This is a genomic window from Lachnoclostridium sp. An196 (genome assembly GCF_002160135.1).
Taxonomy (GTDB): domain Bacteria; phylum Bacillota; class Clostridia; order Lachnospirales; family Lachnospiraceae; genus Hominiventricola; species Hominiventricola avistercoris.
Window position 1 is genome coordinate 161,252 of record NZ_NFJZ01000005.1, and the last position, 18,119, is coordinate 179,370.

Sequence of the window (18,119 nt, forward strand, 5' to 3'; positions counted from 1 at the left end):
ATGTTGATTTTTCGATTTGAATGGAAACGAAAACGAAAATATATTCTGATTTGGGCCGCAACTCTTGCGGTCTGTATCTTCTCCATGACGCCAGTGTATTATGGCATGATTGAAACGGTGGAAACTTTGCCTGTGGAATTTACACAGGGAGGCTTTTTTGAAACGGTTGGTATTTCTCTGGAGCTATTGATGGAGCCACTTGGTATGTACTCGTTCCTCACAGGCTTTTTTATGGTTGCAGGGGGGATTTTCGGGATGCACTTGGGGCTGTCGTTACATACAGAAGAGTGTACGGGAAATACGGCTGAATACTTATACACAAAGCCTTGTGGACGGAAACAGATTTATATGGGAAAGCTGCTATGTGCGCTTGCCGGAATATGTGTAACAGGGATTTTTTATCTGGCGACTTCATTTCTAACGATGACTCTGTTCCGTTTCGGATTTCCCATCGGGGAATTTTTCTTGGTGGCAGGTTCGTTTATTCTCATCTCCCTCTTTTTTGCACTATTGGGACTGATGGTTGGAATATTTCACCCCAATAATCGTTCCCCACTTCTGACAGCCGGATTGGTTGTGTTTGTGGAATATTGTATCACTTCTTTTTCGAGGACTGTCAATATCCGGGCAATCGGCTTTTTATCGCCGTTTTCTTTTTTCAGTCCAGCGGAAATCCACAATGCTGGAACTTATTCATGGGACTATATGCTCTGGTATCTGCTCCTGCTGTTTGGGTTTGCGCTGCTGGCATACTGGAAAATCTTGAAGCGGGATATTGCGTTGGCTGTGTAAAGGAGGAAACGAATGAAGGCGTTAGTGAAAAACGAGCTGCGCTTAACAAGAAAACTACTGCTGATCTGGATGGGAATTGTCTTGATTTTGTGTGGCTTCGCTTACTTTGAGTATTTGTCACTAAAGGAAAGCCTCAATGAGCTGACAGGGCTAATATCGAATTTTCCGAAAATTCTGAAAGCTATGTTTGGTGTGAGCGGTGATCTGACTTCTGCTTTGGGCTGGTATGGCTGTATGTATTATTGGGTCACGATGCTAACCAACAGCTATGCGGTCTATCTCGGTGTTTCGTGTGTAGCGAAAGAACAGGCGCAGGGAACGGCAGAATATCTATTTACAAAACCAGTGGGTCGCAACAAGGTTGTCTGTGCCAAAGCAGTTGCCTGTGTATGTAATTTGCTTGCACTTGCGGTATTCAGCGGGTTATGTAATTATTTTACCGCCATTTTACCGCTAGGCGGTTTAGAGCAAAGAAACGCTGCTTTTACCACCACATTGGGCCTGTTTTTGACAGGGTTGACTTTGTTTGCAATCACGCTTCTGGCCTCCAGCCTGACGAGAACCTATAAAGGGGCTGTTCGGATAGGCGCGGGAATATTATTGCTCTTTTATGGCATCAGCATCACCGCCGAATATCTTGAAGCTCCAATGCTGTACTGCTTAACGCCATTAAAATTCTTCGATGTTTACACAGTGGCAATAAGTGGAATACAGTTTTCGTTCTTCCTATTGGCTATGATAATTGCGATTGGTTCTGTTATCACAGCTCAAAAAGTTTGGACGCTCAGGGAAATTTGAAATGAACGATATGGATAGCTTCGAGTGGCTGCTATGTCCTGTCTGTAACAGTAAAACTCGTATCAAGCTGCGGTTAGATACTGAGCTGAAAAACTTTCCTTTGTTTTGTCCTAAATGCAAACAAGAAACTTTAATCAGCGTAGAAAAATTTAAGATTTTAGTTATCACAGAGCCAGACGCACAGACGCAGAGCCGATAACCCGTTAGCCCTCAGGCGCGGATTATCGGCTCTTTTGTTTTCGGCGGCTGTCAATTAAAGCCGCCGCGTTATACGACGACTTTATGAGGAACACGGCGGTTTCCGAGGAGGGATCGTCGTGTTCATTTTGCTTTTTCATAGTACGCATGATCTTCACCAGCTAAAAAAAGCGTAGCTCCCCCTCCGGGCAAGTCCGGCATTGGACGCGAAATTTGCCAGTACATTAAGAATAATGTCATTTCACGCGCTTGTGTGGCATCACGCCATGCGAGCGCGTTTTTCTATACCCACCTTGGGACAAGTTGTCCCGAGGTAGGCAGGGGCGGCCCCGGCTGCCGATCCCCGCCATCCCCCGTTCAGATCGTCCACCCACAACAAAAATCTGAACGGAGGAAAATATAATGACTACTATCAATCTGAAGGACTTTTACTCTTGGCACACCCATGATGAATATATCGAAGTTTCCGATGAAGTGGCCGCCGAGCTGCGGGCCGACAAGCTGTATGAGGCTGCCTACCAGCGGCGGATAATCCGCAATAAGGCACAGTATTCCCTCGACTGTGATGATGGGATCGAATACTCTGCCTGCCTTTCCGAGCCGACCCCGCAGGAGCTGCTGGAGCGCATGGAGCGTTTCTGCGATCTGTGGAACGCGCTGAACACTTTGCCCGAAACGCAGGGGCTTCGCATTGATGCCTGTATCATTGAAGGCAAGAGCATGACTGAGGTTGCCGAGGCCGATGGCGTAAGCGTGGCCGCCGTACATAAATCTATCCAGCAGGGTTTGAAGTCCATGAAAAAATATTTGCAAAATGTTTGATGTAGGGGGTTAAAAAACATCTTCCAAATGTCCTTGGTATATGAGAGGAGTTGATCCTCTCCACAACTGAATAGCGGCGGCTCCGGGCATAGTGCGAGGAGCCGGGCGGCGGGTGCGCCAGGACTTCTCCAACACGGAGGACGAGCGATCCACACCAACGCCGCAAGTGGGGACTTGCCACCCCACGGCCACGATCCGCGAGTGGACAGGCTGGCAGCCTGTCCCCCGGAGCTGCCGCACCACCCCAGCAAGGAGCGTCGCGCCGAGTATAGCTGTCTTATGACGGGCCAAGAAAATGAGCGCGGCGCTCCTTATTCTAACTTCGAGACAAATTGTCCCAATGTGGAGAAAGGCAAAAGGGCGACACCCAATCGCGGGTGCCGCCTTTTCGTGTTTCCCCAACAGACAACGGGGATCAATCAGTTCTACGCCATTTGTGAAGGAGGTCATCTATGGAGCGCACAAGAGAATTAACCACTTTCGCCATTGACGGTTATCAAATATCCGCTACCTTTGCCGATAGCAGAAACACAACGGCCCTCGGCCATGTGAAACAGATTTTGCTATCCTCTTTTGCCAACAATGCCGCCAAGCATACCCACGGCGACATCCTTGCAATCCACCCCAATCGGAGCGATAATAATAGTGGGGGTAGCCCCTATGTACCTTGAAAAGTTCATATCTCCCGCGTATTGATTCGCTCTTTTGGTTTGCCCTTATGACAAATGAAAGGACGGATCAATATGGAAAATAACATTCTTATCGGAACTCGCGTTGACTGTTTGTATAGAGTGTCCACCGACAAGCAAGTGGACTATGACGATAAAAGCCAAGCCGACATCCCCATGCAGCGCAGAGAGTGCCACCGCTTCTGTGAAAAGATGGGCTGGACGATTGTTCACGAAGAACAGGAGGACGGCGTATCCGGCCACAAGGTACGGGCCGAAAACCGCGACAAACTCCAAATCATCAAAGAACGGGCCAAGCAGGGCAAGTTCGATATTCTGCTGGTGTTCATGTTTGACCGCATCGGGCGTATCGCTGACGAAACGCCCTTTGTGGTGGAATGGTTTGTCAAGAACGGCATCCGGGTATGGAGTACCCAAGAGGGTGAGCAGCGTTTTGATACCCACACCGACAAACTCACCAACTATATCCGCTTCTGGCAAGCTGACGGTGAAAGCGAAAAGACTTCTATCCGCACAAAAACCGCCCTCGGCCAGCTTGTCGAGGACGGCGGTTTCAAAGGCGGGCTTGCTCCCTACGGCTACGATCTCGTAAAAAGTGGCCGCTTCAACAAGCGAAAGCATGAGGTTTATGAGCTGGTTGTCAACGAGGCCGAGGCCGCTGTGGTGCGGATTATCTTTGACAAGTATGTGCATGAGGGCTACGGAGCCCAGCGGATCGCCACCTATCTGAATAAGCTCGGGTATCGGGCAAGGTCGGGTAAGATGTGGCACCACGCCAGCATCCGGGGTATCATCTGCAACCTCACCTATACCGGCGTACTCCGCAGCGGCGATAGCCGATCCCAAGTGCTGCTGCACTTGCAGATTATCCCGCCGGAACTCTTTGAGGCCGCACAGCATATCCGCACTTCCCGTGCCAATTCTGCCGAACAGGAGCGCCGTGTTCCTCTCAACACCCGAGGCCAGTCCCTGCTGGCCGGGAATGTGTTTTGTGGTCATTGTGGCTCCCGGCTCTCACTCACCACAAACGGCAAGGCTTATCCCTGCAAGGACGATCCAAACCGCATTGTAAAGCGTGTACGGTATATCTGCTACGGCAAAACCCGCAAGCAAACGGAATGTGACGGTCAGACCGGGTACACGGCACATACCCTTGACGGCATCATTGATAAGGTGGTGCGACAGATCTTTGAGCGTATGAAAGCTGTCCCCAAAAGTGAGATCGTCAATATCCGATACAAAGAAAAGATGGAGGAACGGAAAGCGCTGCTCCGCAGCATCCGGGCCGAACATACAAAAGTATCTGCCGAGCTGAATATGCTGAAGGCCGAGGTCATTAAATCCCTGCGCGGCGAAAGTGCTTTTTCGCAGGACTTGCTCGGCTCTCTGATTTCTGACTGTGAGACAAAATGTCTCGAAGTTCAGCAGCAGCTTGAGGCGGCGCAACTGGCCTATGACGAAGGACAGGCTGTGCTGGAACACTTGAACGCCCAATACGATGACATTATCTCTTGGGCTGATATGTACGACACCGCCAGCATGGAGGCAAAGAAAATGATCGTCAACTGCCTTATCAAGCGGGTGGAGGTCTACCGGGACTACAAGTTGCATATCGACTTTAACATTGACTTTGAGCAGTTCAGCATGGGCATGGACATCGTTGCCATCGCTGCATAAAGCAAAAACCCCACTTCCGAAGAAGTGAGGTTTTCGTTCACAATCTCTTGGTGATGGTGGAGATAAGCGGGATCGAACCGCTGACCTCTTGAATGCCATTCAAGCGCTCTCCCAGCTGAGCTATACCCCCAGATAAGAGAGATTGTGATGTTTAATTTTTATGTTCCCTGTACGGGGGTTGTTTACCGCTTCAACCGGGCTCCCAACTGAGCTATATCCCCGTATTTTTAAGAGTATCAGCCGCCAAGTGTTCTACGGGATAATCTCTGTGTGTGAACCTAGACACTGGCGATACGGCGTACCGCACTCCTCCCAGAACTGATACTTTTCGTATATTATACTACGCTCTCAGAGATGTTACAAGCATTTTTCAGCCCTGTTCCCGGATAAGTTCCCTTGAAACTTTCCCCGCACATTATTATAATAAGTACCGTATACAGAAAGGAGGAATGCGCCGTGCCGTCAGAACATGTTTATATCGCCATTGACCTGAAGTCTTTCTATGCTTCTGTGGAATGTATGGAGCGCGGGCTCAATCCTCTTACGACCAACCTGGTCGTGGCGGACGAAAGCCGGACCGAGAAGACGATCTGTCTGGCAGTGTCCCCGTCCCTGAAAGCTTACGGCATCTCCGGCCGGGCCCGGCTTTTTGAAGTGGTACAGAAAGTGAAGGAAGTCAATGCCAGACGCAGAGGGCAGGCGCCCGGAAGACGGTTCCTGGGCGAATCCTTTGACGACACCGCGCTGAAGTCCGACCCTTCCCTGGCAGTATCCTATATCACAGCGCCTCCGCGCATGGCATATTATATTGAGTACAGTACCCGGATCTATAACGTCTATCTAAAATATATCGCCCCGGAAGACATGCATGTATACTCCATCGACGAGGTGATGATCGATGCCACCCAGTATCTGAAAACTTACGGACTCACCGCCAGGGAACTGGCGGTCAAAATAATCCGGGATGTTTTAGAGACCACAGGGATCACCGCCACCGCCGGGATCGGCACCAATCTGTATCTCTGCAAGATCGCCATGGACATCGTGGCAAAACACATCGCGCCTGACCGGTACGGCGTACGCATCGCGGAGCTGGACGAAATGAGTTACCGGCGCATGCTGTGGTCACACCGTCCTCTGACTGACTTCTGGAGGGTAGGCAGGGGATATGCCCGGAAACTGGAAGGATGCGGTCTCTATACCATGGGGGATATCGCCCGGTGTTCCCTGGGTTCTGATGCCGACTATTATAATGAAGAACTGCTCTACCGGCTTTTCGGTGTAAATGCGGAACTGCTGATCGACCATGCCTGGGGCTGGGAACCCTGTACCCTGGCCGATATCAAATCCTATAAACCGGATACAAACAGCATCGTCTCCGGACAGGTGCTTCAATGTCCTTACTCCTTTGATAAAGCCCGTCTGGTCCTCCGGGAGATGGTAGACTCTCTGGCTTTGAATCTGGTGGACAAAGGACTTGTCACCGACCAGCTGGTCCTGACGATCGGTTACGACATAGAAAACCTGTCGGATCCGAATATCCGGAACCAGTATCAGGGAGAAGTGACCGTAGACCGTTACGGACGCCGGATCCCCAAGCACGCCCACGGGACTGCCAATCTGGACTGCCATACTTCCTCTTCGATATTGATGACCGACGCGGCCACAGCCCTTTTTGACCGCATCGTAAACCGGAAACTGCTGGTCCGCAGGCTCAGCCTTTCCGCCAACCGCATCGTATCCGCTTCCTCTGTGTCTGTGGGAGAAACCTATGAGCAGATGGATCTTTTCACGGATTATGAAGCCCTGCAAAAAGAAAGGGAAGAAAAAGAACGCATACTGGAACGGGAACAGAAGATGCAGAAAGCAGTGCTGGAGATCCAGAAAAAGTTCGGCAAAAACGCCATTTTAAAGGGCATCAATCTGGAAGAAGGCGCAACCGCCGTGGAGCGCAACCAGCAGATCGGCGGTCACAAGGCATGACGCAGGCCTTCAGAAAGGAGTATTCTATGCAGCATGGATCCGACGATTCCCGCCGGTACGACGACATCATCCGGCTTCCTCACCATGTATCTTCAGTTCATCCGCATATGTCCATGCGGGACCGGGCCGCGCAGTTCGCTCCGTTCTCGGCGCTGAACGGACACAGCGCGGCCATCCGCGAGACTGCCAGACTCACGGACCGGCGCATCGAACTGGATGAGGCAGAAGCGGATCTTCTCAATGAAAAGATCATGCTCCTGCAGGAACGACTGGACGAAGAGCCCTCTGCCGCTTTTACCTGGTTCGTTCCGGATATTCATAAGGAGGGCGGTTCCTACCGGACTCTCTCCGGGCAGGTGAAGAAGATCCTGCCCTTCGAAAATACAGTAGTCATGGCGGACGGTACCCGGATTCCGCTGGACGAGATTATAGAGATTGAAATTCTAAAATAAGGAAATACGCATGTTAAATGAGATCAAAATCACAGACTTTGCCGCGCCGGAACTGGATATCTACGCCCGGTTATCGGAACGGCAGCTTTTAAACCTGGAAGGGGAAAGTCTCTTTATCGCCGAGAGTCCCCGGGTCATCGGACGGGCCCTGGACGCCGGATATATTCCCATATCGGCACTGATGGAAGAAAACGCCTCCGATCCCCAGACCATGGGGATTCTTTCCCGTCTTGATAAGGTTCCCGTCTATACCGCGCCGTTTGAAGTGTTGAAGCAGCTCACCGGATTTCCCCTGACCAGAGGAATGCTGTGCGCCATGCGCCGCAGGTCCCTGCCGTCGGTCGAGGATGTCTGCAAAAATGCCGGAAGGATCGCCGTCCTGGAGCATGTCATGAATCCCACCAACGTGGGCGCCATTTTCCGGTCTGCTGCCGCTCTGCATATGGATGCGGTACTTCTCACTCCGGACAGCAGCGACCCGCTGTACCGCAGAGCCGTCCGTGTAAGTATGGGGACGGTTTTCCAGATTCCCTGGACTTTCCTGGACCGCTCGCCTGCCTGGCCTGAGAAAGGTATCCATCTTCTGAAAGATCTGGGCTTCCGGACCGCCGCCATGGCGCTGCGCTCCGAGACCATTCGGATCGATGATCCGCGTCTCATGAAGGAAGAAAAGCTTGCCGTCATCCTGGGCACAGAAGGCGACGGACTTAAAAACGCCACCATCGAAGGATGCGACTACACGATCTGTATCCCCATGGCACACGGAGTCGATTCTCTGAATGTGGCCGCCGCCAGCGCCGTCGCTTTCTGGCAGTTGGGAAGAAAATACGATATTTAGGAGGAGATTTTTATGAACCATAAAGAACTGATCGATCTGGTGCACAGCACCAAAGACATTATCATGGATAAAGACATGGCGCATTCGGTCACTGTAAAAGGCGCCGCAGACTATGTGACAAAGGTAGATTTTGCCGTGCAGGAATATCTTCGCAGGGAACTGGCGCAGAAATCCCCGGAGGCACGCCTCCTCTCCGAAGAACAGGAAAACCGGGATCTTACGCCCGACGGCTCCTACTGGGTACTGGATCCCATCGACGGCACCACCAACCTGATCCATGACTATCAGATGAGCGCCGTATCTCTGGGACTCTATGAGAACAGACAAATGGTACAGGCAGTCGTCTACAATCCTTTTACCGAAGAGACTTTTCACGCTGTCCGAGGACAGGGAGCCTGGCTGGACGGCGTGCCGATCAAAGTTTCTCACCGGGATGCCTTTGACACCTGTATCATCTCTTTCGGATCCAGTCCTTACGAGAAAGAGAAAGCGGATATGCTCTTTCCTATATTCCGGAACATATTCATCCATACGGCGGACTTCCGGCGAAGCGCCTCCGCCGCTCTGGATCTTTGCTACGTGGCAGCCGGACGGGTGGACGGTTTCCTGGAGTATAACCTGAAAGCCTGGGATTACGCGGCCGCTTCCCTGATCATCGAGGAAGCAGGCGGCAGGATCACCGACTGGAACGCCCGTCCGGTCTCCTGCCTGGCCAATTCCTGCATTCTGGCCGCCACGCCGGAGATTTACGAAGAACTGCGTTCTTTCCTCCCCCGTTGATTCCCGGAAAATGCCGGAGGCCAGTCTTCGATCTTTCCCTCTGTCAGCGCATGGAACATCCGGTCTTTCGCGCCCGGATGTTCCATGCAGATCTGCTCCAGCAATTCTTTGGCGTACGCCCTGCTGGTGGTCCCGTCCACCGGGCAGGGACTTTTCATAACCGGGATCTCATATTTCCGGCAGAATGACCGTACCTGCCTTTCCTCCGCCAGCATCAGCGGACGCAGGATCTGAAGACCGGTATCCTCAAACCAGGTAACCGGTGGAAAAGCGTAGAACCTTCCCTGAAAGATCAGGGACATGAGCATGGTCTCCACAAAATCATCTTTGTGGTGCGCATAGGCGATCTTGTTGCATCCCATATCCAGCGCTTCTTTCACCAGCGCTCCCTTCCTCATCTTGGCGCACAGGGAACATGGATTGCTCTCTTTACGTTCCCGAAGCACGATCTGTCCGATCTGAGTGGCGACAATCTTCAGCTCCACATCCAGTTTTCCGGCAAATTCTTTTATGCCCGCAAAATCCGCGCCTTCCATCCCCAGATCCACGCAGACCGCGCAGACAGAGAAAGGCTCGGGATAAAAAGAAGCCAGCCTCGACAATGCGTACAAAAGCGTCAGACTGTCCTTCCCTCCGGATACGCCCACCGCGATTTTATCGCCGGCCTGAACCATCCGGTATCTTTCCACGGCCTGGCGCACCAGGCTTAAAAGCTTCTGTTCTGTCATACTTCTCTCCCCATTCGGCCCTGCGGTTTCTTGCCGCGCGGCCGAAATAAGGCCGCCGCGTTTTTGCGGCAGCCCTACTTCAAACTTCGTATATTACATTTCCAGATATTCCAGCACGGTTTCCAACGTCTGCCGCCCTGTAACTTTCCGGAAAATTTTCTCCCCGTTCAGGATCAGCATGGCAGGGAATTCCGTCACGCCGTATCTGTCTGCCAGTTCCGGTTCTTCCCCGGCATCCACCCGGCAGAATTTTACGTCGCAGGCTTCTTCTGCCGCCTGCTCCAGAATCGGGAGCTGTGCTTCGCAGGCCTGACATCCTTCCTGATAAAACTCCAGCAGGACCGGACGCCCCGCGCCTGTCACTTCAGCCTGAAAATGGTCTCCGGTAATCTTTGGGATTTCCATTGGCATTCTCCTTTCTGAACCACACACAAAAAGCATGCCCGATTCTGCCGTAAATACGCAGGGAATATCCGCCACCGCGGCATTCGTTCAGTTTTCCTGTGTTTTTACCGTATATACGCGGATCACCGACGCCACTTCCCGGATCATGGACATCTGTTCAAAAATCACAAGCGCGTCGTTCAAATGACGGTTTTCTACCTGATCGGTCACAACCACCAGTTCTGCCACGCCGTTTACCGCAGGCTTCTGAAGCACCTGATGAATACTGACTCCGTTGTTGCCCAGCACGCCGGCCACGCCGGCCAGGATGCCCGTACGGTCTTCCACCACCAGTCTCAGGAAATATTTGTGCTTGGACTCTCCGGAATCACGGATCGGAAGACTCCGGTAACAGCCGCAGCCCAGTCTTCCGCAGCATCCGTACACCAGATTGCGCGCCACGGCCACCACATCGCCCATCACCGCGCTGGCAGTTGGGAATTCTCCGGCGCCTCTGCCCTGGAACATCACGTCATCCACCGCGTCCCCGTGAACAAATACGGCGTTAAATGAATCGTTTACATTGGCCAGCGGATGGCTGGACGGAATCATCATCGGAAATACGCCCACCTCGATTCCGCCTCCTGTATTCCTCGCCACGCCCAGAAGTTTCAATGTGTATCCGAATTCCTTCGCATACCGGATATCCTTTGCGGTGATCTTTGTGATCCCCTTCACTTCCACGTCGTCGAATTTCACTCGGGAATGGAATGCAATAGAAGCCAGAATCGCCATTTTACGGCCGGCGTCCAGACCCTCCACATCAGAGGTAGGATCTGCCTCCGCATAGCCCAGTTCCTGCGCTTTTTTCAGCGCGTCCGCGAAATCCATCCCTTCCCGAGTCATCTTGGTCAGAATATAGTTGGTGGTTCCGTTGACAATTCCCATGACTTCCGTGATCTCGTTTCCTTCCAGACACTCTTTCAGCGGACGGATAATCGGAATACCGCCGCCCACCGCGGCCTCGAACATCAGATCACAGTGATGCAGCTCCGCCAGGTCCAGAAGCTCTCCGCCGTATTCCGCCATCAGGTCCTTGTTGGCGGTCACCACATGTTTGCCCGCTTCCAGCGCCTGCCGGATATAGGTACGGGCAGGTTCTATGCCTCCCATCAGTTCGATCACAATATCGATCTCAGGATCGTTCACAATACTCTCCCAGTCGTCGGTCAGAATCTCCTGAGGAACTCCTTCTCTCTTTTTTGTCAGATTTTTTACCAGTATCTTTTTGATGTCCAGATCCGCCTGATGAATCCTCAGCGGAAGTTCCTCTTTTCTTCTCTGCATCAGTTTGTAGACGCCTCCGCCTACCGTTCCCAGCCCCAAAAGAGCCGCTCTGATCCGCATTCCACTCTTCTTTTCCAAACGCATCTTTCCTCCTAAGTCTCTGTTTACAGAACCGTCCTTACCTGTTTCGGGCTGTATCCGGCCTTTTCCAGCGCGCCGATGATCCGGTCTTTATGTTCTGTTCCGAAAGCCTCGATCGTTACCTTCAGCTCTACTGCAGCCAGACGGTTGGTGCTCACAAACTGATTATGATCCAGCCGGATTACATTGCCCTGCTCCTGAGCGATGATTGAAGCCACTTTCACCAGCTCGCCCGGCTTATCCGGAAGACGCACCGACACCGTAAAGATCCGGTCTCTCTGAATCAGTCCAAGCTGTACCACCGAAGACATGGTGATGATATCCATGTTGCCTCCGCTTAAGATACAGACCACTTTTTTGTTTTTCGCATTCAGATGTTTCAGCGCCGCCACACTGAGAAGCCCCGAATTTTCTACGATCATCTTATGATTTTCCACCATGTCCAGGAACGCGACGACCAGTTCGTCGTCCTCCACAGAGATCACTCTGTCGATGTTTTTCTGGATATACGGGAAGATACTCTTGCCGGGTTCTCTCACCGCGGTGCCGTCCGCGATGGTACTGCTGTGAGGCAGGCAGACCACCTCTCCTTTTGCCAGAGACTGCTCCATACAGTTGGCTCCGGCGGGTTCCACACCAATCACTTTGATCTTTGGATTCAGCATCTTGGCCAGCGTGGCAACGCCTGCCGCCAGTCCGCCGCCTCCAATCGGCACCAGAATATAATCCACCAGCGGGAGCTCTTTGAAAATCTCCATAGAGATCGTTCCCTGTCCGGTAGCCACGTCCAGATCGTCAAAAGGATGAATCATAGTATATCCGTGCTCTTTCGCCAGTTCATAAGCATGCGCGCACGCCTCGTCATAATCGTTTCCATAAAGCACCACTTCAGCCCCGTACTCTTTGGTATGATTCACCTTGAGCAGCGGTGTAACCGTCGGCATAACAATGACCGCCTTGCAGCCGTACTGTTTCGCGGCATAGGCCACGCCCTGGGCATGATTTCCTGCCGAAGCCGTGATCAGGCCTTTTTTCCTCTCTTCGTCTGTCAGGGTGCTGATCTTGTAGTAAGCGCCGCGGATCTTGAATGCGCCTGTTTTCTGCATGTTTTCCGGCTTCAGATACACTTTGCAGCCGGACTGGTCGCTGAAATACTGGCTGTACATCAGATGGGTTTCTGTCGTCACCCGGCCCACTACTTCGCAGGCCTTTTCAAATTTTTCCAAAGTCATCATGTTTGTTCTCCCTTGCTGTACGGGCGGGTTTGCGGAACCGCCCTTCTTATGTTGAACCGTTCTCCGTCATAGACATATATACTTCTCTACACGTCGTCCGACAGAAACAGAGCGTTCACAAATGCGTCTGCGTCAAATTTCTGCAGGTCGTCGATATGTTCTCCGACCCCGATATATTTCACCGGGACATTCAGCTCCGACTGGATCGCCACGGCGATGCCTCCTTTGGCCGTCCCATCCAGCTTTGTAAGTATAATGCCGGTCAGGTCCGCCGCTTCGCCGAACTGCCGCGCCTGTTCCAGAGCATTCTGCCCTGTGGTGCCGTCCAGCACTACCAGCGTCTCTCTGTACGCCTCCGGATACTCCCGCTCAATGATGCGGTTGATCTTTTTCAATTCCTCCATCAGATTTTTCTTATTATGAAGACGTCCTGCCGTATCGATCAGAAGTACGTCCGCTTTTCTGGCTTTTGCCGCGCAGACGGCATCGTAAACCACAGAAGCGGGATCCGCGCCTTCACTTCCGCGGATCAGCTCCACGCCGGCACGGTTCGCCCACTCGGCCAGCTGTTCCCCTGCCGCCGCGCGGAAGGTGTCCGCCGCTCCCACGATCACTTTTCGTCCCTGGTCTTTCAGCTTTCCGGCCAGTTTTCCTACGGAAGTGGTTTTTCCTACGCCGTTGACACCGATAACCAGCACTACGGAAGTCCTGTGCTCAAATTCATACGCGGTGTCTCCCACCTGCATCTGCTCCTTGATACTGTTGATCAGCAGCTGCTTACACTCTTCCGGCTTCTTGATATGCTGTTCTTTTACCTTCTTTTTCAGGTTCTCGATAATCGCCGTAGTGGCGTTGATCCCGATGTCGCCCATGACCAGGATCTCTTCGATCTCATCGTAGAAATCATCGTCAATATCCGAAAATCCGCTGAAAATCGCATCCATGCCGGATACGATGTTATTTCTTGTTTTCGTCAGGCCATCTGCCAGACGTCTGAAAAAGCCTTTCTTTTCTTCAGCCATAAAAGGCACCTCCTATTTGTCCAGGTCATTTTCTATCAGGCTGACGGATACCAGAGTGGACACTCCTTTTTCCTGCATGGTGATTCCGTACAGGCGGTCAGCCGCATTCATCGTGCCACGCCGGTGCGTGATCACAATAAACTGTGTATGCTCAGTCAGTTTATGTAAGTATTTCGCGAAGCGCACCACATTGGAATCATCCAGCGCCGCTTCTATCTCATCCAGAAGACAGAAAGGCGACGGCTTTAGATTCTGGATCGCGAACAACAAGGCGATGGCGGTAAGCGCCTTTTCTCCTCCGGAAAGTTGCATCATATTCTGCAGTTTCTTTCCGGGCGGCTGTGAAATGATGCGGATTCCTGATTCCAGCACGTCTTCCTCATCGATCAGCTCCAGCGTGCCCCGTCCGCCTCCGAACAGTTCCTTAAACGCTTTGTCAAACTCTTTCTGAATCAGCTGGAACTGCTCCCGGAACTGTTTTTTCATGCCTCCGTCCAGTTCCTGAATCACATTTTTCAGCGCCGCTTCCGCCTCCTGCAGATCATTCTTCTGGCCGTCCATGAATGCGAAGCGTTCCGACACTTCCTTATAGTCGTCAATGGCGTTGACATTCACATTGCCCAGTTCTTTGATCTCTTCTTTTACGGTACCGCAGTTTTTCTTCAGTTCGGAAAGACTTGCATATGCGGTATCGCGAAGCGGCAGCGCGGCGTTATAGGTCAACTCATATTCTTCCCACATATGATTCATGAGCGTCTCGGAATTTTCATCCAGTTTTTCTTTCTGACTGCCTATCCGGAACAGTTCCTTGTCCAGATTATTCATGCGGGCAGACAATTCTTCTCTTTTGCCGAAAAAAGATTTATGGGAGGCAGTCTGTTCTTCTTTTTCTTTCTGAAGCTGTACGGTCTTTTCTTCCAGGGCGCTGATTCGCTCATCGATTTCATTCATACGCTCCTGAAGAGCCGACGCGCCTTCTTCCCTGCTCTTCGTATCTTCTTCCGCCTGCTGCACATTCCTGGACAGTTCCTCTTTCTCATGCAGGAGCTTCTCCAGTTCTCCTTCGATACGCTCCAGGCCGGCCCTGTTGAACTCTGCTTTCTGAAGTAAGGACGCCGTATCCAGATGATAGGTCTCTACCAGTTTCGACGCTTCTTCTTCCCTTGACTGCTCCTCTTCCAGGCGTTTCTGATAAGTCTCCACCGCGAAAGTATGTGCTTTCTCCATATCTTCCGAGTCTTTCAGTTCTTTCCGGTTCGCTTCTTTCAATTCACGGATCTCTCCGCTCTGACGTTCCAGTTCCAGACTTTCTTTCTGGAGCTGTTCCATCCCTGCCCCGGACGATCGCTTCTGCTCCTCCAGCTGCTCCACATTCATCCTGGCAGTATTTTCTTTCACCCGGATTTCCTGCAGCTGAGCCGCCCCCTGATCCAGGATGGAATAGCATCTGCTTCTCTCGTTCTGAAGCTCCACCAACTTTTTCCTGGTGTCCTCCAGTTCTCTTTTCAGGCGTTCCGCCTTTCCTTTCAGTTCTTCGATCTCACGGTTCCGGCTTAAAAGACTGCTGTTGCTGCGGAAAGAACCACCTGTCATGGAACCTCCGGGATTCAGAGATTCTCCCTCCAGCGTCACGATACGCAGGCTGTAACGGTATTTTCGCTGCAAAGCCACGGCATGGTCGATGTGCTCCACCACCACGGTTCTTCCGAGAAGCTGCGCCAGAATATTCTGGTAACGTTCCTCCGACCTGACCAGCGTATGTGCCAGGCCGATGACGCCTTCTTCCTTCAGCGCCTGCGGCTGGCCGAAAGAGGGCGGGTGCTTGACCGCCGTCAGAGGCAGGAATGTCACCCGTCCGTACCGGTTCTGCTTCAGGAACCGGATCATTTGCTTGGCCGTCTCTTCGTCTTCGGTAACCACATTCTGGATACTGCCGCCCAGGGCTGTCTCCACGGCAGTCTCATATTTTTGCTCTGTCTGGATCAGATCCGCCACCACACCGCAGATCCCCGGCACCTTTTCTCTCTGTTCCATGACCCGGCGGATACTGCCGCCGTAACCGTCATATCTCTCTGCCAGATTCTGCAGGGATTCCAGCCTCGATGCCTCACGGTGGTAGACCGTCTGTCCGTCTTCCACGCGTTTCCGGCAGATCGTGATCTGCTGCTGCAGTTCCGCGATCTGTCCTTCGATCCCGGCACGTTCCTCATTCTTTTCTTTCAGTTCCTGCTGAATGACGCGAAGTTTCTCCCGTTCTTCCGACAGCAGTTCCTCCTGTCCCATCTCTTCGCTCTTCATCTTGATCAGCTTCTGATCCACCTCCGCCTTGCGGATCTGGATCTGTTCCGCCATGGCGTCGTAACGCTGAATCTTTCCTTTGATGGAAGAGCGCTGATTCAGCACTGAAATAATCTCATTCTTACTGTTTTCTATATTGGTCTGGCAGTCGGACAGCCGCTGCTGGATGGCCGCCAGCGTCTCTTCCGCCTCTTTTTGTATCTTCTGAGCCTGGGAGAGCTGCAGATCCAGATCCTCTTTTTCCGCAAGGGTCCGTTCTTTTTCTTCCCGGCGTCCGGCAAGATCGGCTTCGATCCCTTCCATCCGCTCCCGAAAATGTTTGCCGCTGGACTGGGCAGATTTCATCTGTTCTTTCAGCACCGCGATCTGGCCTTTTAACTGCTGTTTTTCCACACGGGCAGCGGAAGCTTCTTCTTTGGCGGCGTCGATCCTGTGCTCGACTCCCTCCAGCTCTTTTTCGATCCTGTCGTACTCTATCCGGGTATTCTCAAATGCCTGCGTGGTCTCTGCCAGATCGTTTCGGGCAGTCGTCTCTGCAGCTTCCAGCTTCTGCACCTGCGACCGGATACTTTCCATTTCCATCAAGAAAGCCTGGACTTCATATTTCTTCAGAGTCTCTCTTTTTTTCAGGTATTCTCTGGCCTTCTCCGCCTGCCGCTCCAACGGTCCCAGCTGTTTCTCCAGCTCGCTTAAAATATCGCTGACCCTCAGCAGATTCTGGTGTTCATCTTCCAGTTTTTTCTCAGCGGTTTTTTTCCTCTTTTTAAACTTGACGATGCCGGTCGCCTCGTCAAACAGTTCTCTGGATTCTTCCGGCTTTGTACTCAGAATCCGGTCGATCTGTCCCTGACCGATCAGGGAATAGCCTTCTTTTCCTATACCTGTATCATAGAACAGCTCCTGTACATCTTTCAGCCTGCATACAGATCCATTTAAAAGATATTCACTTTCCCCCGACCGATATAACCTCCTGGCGACAGTTACTTCTTCATAAGCTACCGGAAGCTGATGATCCGCATTGTCCAGCGTAATCGATACAAAAGCATAGCTCAGCGGCTTCCGGTTCTCTGTACCGGAGAATATAACGTCCTGCATGGTGCCTCCGCGCAGCTGCTTTACGCGCTGCTCTCCCAGCACCCAGCGCACCGCGTCGGCCACATTGCTTTTTCCTGAACCGTTAGGACCCACGATGCCTGTAATCCCGTTATGGAAATCAAATACAATTTTATTTGCAAAGGATTTGAATCCCTGCACCTCGATACTTTTTAAATACATGCACCCATTCCTGTTCTATCTGCCATTTTCTGTCAATGCATTGTAGGCTGCCGCCTGCTCCGCCGCCTTCTTGGTCCGCCCGCTGCCCTCGCCGATTACCTGATCGCCCAGCAGGGCCTGTACTACGAACAGTTTCCGGTGATCCGGCCCATCTTCACGGATCAGCTCATAGTGCAGCCGCTCCGCGTGACATGCCTGGATCCGCTCCTGAAGAATGGTCTTACTATCATAAAAGAGTTTTTTATTTTCCAGATCATTCAGTATGAATTTCAGAATAAATTCTTTTGCGCTAGTAAAACCACCGTCCAGATAAATTGCGCCGATCAGCGCTTCGCATGCGTCTGAAGTGATAGACGGACGTTCTCTTCCTCCTCCGGCTTCTTCTCCTTTTCCCAGATAGATATATCTGCCGAGGCCGATCTCCTTCGCACAAAGTGCCAGGCTCTGCTCGCACACCAGGCTCGCGCGGGTCTTCGTCGCGTCTCCTTCCGGCATCTGAGGATATTTTATATATAAAAATTCGCTGGTCACCAGCTCCAGTACCGCGTCCCCCAGAAATTCCAGCCGCTCATTGGATAAGAGCTTACCCATATGTCTCTCGTTTACATAAGAGCTGTGGCTCATAGCCTGTGTGAGAAGAGCCGGATTCTGAAACCGATATCCGATCTTCTCTTCCAGTTCTTTTAGAAGCGTATTCTCCTTCATGGAACTCTCCTTCTG

At 52.0% G+C, this 18,119-nt stretch carries 17 protein-coding genes and 1 tRNA gene; 10 read left to right on the forward strand and 8 right to left on the reverse strand.

Going from position 1 to position 18,119, the window contains the following annotated elements:
• The 6 genes from B5F29_RS07725 (at position 1) to B5F29_RS07755 (ending at position 4,976) form a co-directional block, all read left to right on the forward strand.
• Positions 1-792 carry an ABC transporter permease subunit gene (locus B5F29_RS07725; protein WP_015544018.1) on the forward strand — a complete coding sequence of 264 codons (792 nt, stop codon included), beginning with the start codon at positions 1-3 and terminating at the stop codon, positions 790-792.
• Between the two features lie 12 nt (positions 793-804).
• A complete protein-coding gene (locus B5F29_RS07730) occupies positions 805-1,590 on the forward strand; it encodes an ABC transporter permease subunit (protein ID WP_015574138.1) in 786 nt (261 codons plus the stop codon).
• 10 nt (positions 1,591-1,600) lie between these two features.
• A complete protein-coding gene (locus tag B5F29_RS07735) occupies positions 1,601-1,789 on the forward strand; it encodes a cysteine-rich KTR domain-containing protein (protein ID WP_117508171.1) in 189 nt (62 codons plus the stop codon).
• A 401-nt stretch (positions 1,790-2,190) separates the two neighbouring features.
• On the forward strand, positions 2,191-2,610 hold the full coding sequence (locus B5F29_RS07740; RefSeq protein ID WP_015574136.1) for a sigma-70 family RNA polymerase sigma factor: 420 nt from the start codon (positions 2,191-2,193) through the stop codon (positions 2,608-2,610).
• Between the two features lie 452 nt (positions 2,611-3,062).
• Positions 3,063-3,281 carry a hypothetical protein gene (locus B5F29_RS07750; RefSeq protein WP_015574135.1) on the forward strand — a complete coding sequence of 73 codons (219 nt, stop codon included), beginning with the start codon at positions 3,063-3,065 and terminating at the stop codon, positions 3,279-3,281.
• Between the two features lie 72 nt (positions 3,282-3,353).
• Positions 3,354-4,976, forward strand: coding sequence for a recombinase family protein (locus tag B5F29_RS07755; RefSeq protein ID WP_015574134.1), 1,623 nt, complete (start codon positions 3,354-3,356; stop codon positions 4,974-4,976).
• A 54-nt stretch (positions 4,977-5,030) separates the two neighbouring features.
• Here B5F29_RS07755 and B5F29_RS07760 read toward each other — a convergent pair.
• Positions 5,031-5,106 (reverse strand) — tRNA-Ala (locus B5F29_RS07760).
• 326 nt (positions 5,107-5,432) lie between these two features.
• On the opposite strand from B5F29_RS07760, the gene B5F29_RS07765 reads away from it, so the two are divergent.
• From B5F29_RS07765 to B5F29_RS07780, 4 genes are read left to right on the forward strand one after another with little or no spacing between them, the layout of a single operon-like run.
• A complete protein-coding gene (locus tag B5F29_RS07765) occupies positions 5,433-6,959 on the forward strand; it encodes a Y-family DNA polymerase (RefSeq protein WP_087154059.1) in 1,527 nt (508 codons plus the stop codon).
• Positions 6,960-6,985: 26 nt separating this feature from the next.
• Positions 6,986-7,411, forward strand: a complete 426-nt coding sequence (locus B5F29_RS07770; protein WP_087154138.1) for a hypothetical protein — start codon at positions 6,986-6,988, stop codon at positions 7,409-7,411.
• A 10-nt stretch (positions 7,412-7,421) separates the two neighbouring features.
• Positions 7,422-8,249, forward strand: coding sequence for a TrmH family RNA methyltransferase (locus tag B5F29_RS07775; protein ID WP_087154060.1), 828 nt, complete (start codon positions 7,422-7,424; stop codon positions 8,247-8,249).
• Positions 8,250-8,261: 12 nt separating this feature from the next.
• The gene (locus tag B5F29_RS07780; protein WP_087154061.1) at positions 8,262-9,029 is read left to right on the forward strand and encodes an inositol monophosphatase family protein; all 768 of its coding nucleotides are present in this window, start codon (positions 8,262-8,264) and stop codon (positions 9,027-9,029) included.
• On the opposite strand, the gene B5F29_RS07785 is transcribed toward B5F29_RS07780, so the two are convergent.
• The 7 genes from B5F29_RS07785 to rnc all read right to left on the reverse strand — a co-directional run bounded on the left by B5F29_RS07785 (position 8,996) and on the right by rnc (position 18,104).
• Complete coding sequence (locus B5F29_RS07785; RefSeq protein WP_087154062.1) at positions 8,996-9,757, reverse strand: tRNA lysidine(34) synthetase; 762 nt, start codon at positions 9,755-9,757, stop codon at positions 8,996-8,998. The genes B5F29_RS07780 and B5F29_RS07785 overlap by 34 nt on opposite strands.
• A 93-nt stretch (positions 9,758-9,850) precedes the next feature.
• Entirely contained in the window at positions 9,851-10,162 is a 312-nt protein-coding gene (locus B5F29_RS07790) for a thioredoxin family protein (protein ID WP_162608384.1), read from the reverse strand.
• Between the two features lie 87 nt (positions 10,163-10,249).
• Positions 10,250-11,572: a homoserine dehydrogenase gene (locus B5F29_RS07795; RefSeq protein WP_087154064.1), complete on the reverse strand. Its 1,323-nt coding sequence runs from the start codon at positions 11,570-11,572 to the stop codon at positions 10,250-10,252.
• A 20-nt stretch (positions 11,573-11,592) separates the two neighbouring features.
• Positions 11,593-12,804, reverse strand: a complete 1,212-nt coding sequence (ilvA, locus tag B5F29_RS07800) for a threonine ammonia-lyase (RefSeq protein WP_087154065.1) — start codon at positions 12,802-12,804, stop codon at positions 11,593-11,595.
• 86 nt (positions 12,805-12,890) lie between these two features.
• Entirely contained in the window at positions 12,891-13,826 is a 936-nt protein-coding gene (gene ftsY / locus B5F29_RS07805) for a signal recognition particle-docking protein FtsY (protein ID WP_087154066.1), read from the reverse strand.
• Positions 13,827-13,838: 12 nt separating this feature from the next.
• Entirely contained in the window at positions 13,839-17,399 is a 3,561-nt protein-coding gene (gene smc, locus B5F29_RS07810; protein ID WP_087154067.1) for a chromosome segregation protein SMC, read from the reverse strand.
• A gap of 15 nt (positions 17,400-17,414) precedes the next feature.
• Entirely contained in the window at positions 17,415-18,104 is a 690-nt protein-coding gene (gene rnc, locus B5F29_RS07815) for a ribonuclease III (RefSeq protein WP_087154068.1), read from the reverse strand.
• Between the last annotated feature and the right edge of the window lie 15 nt (positions 18,105-18,119).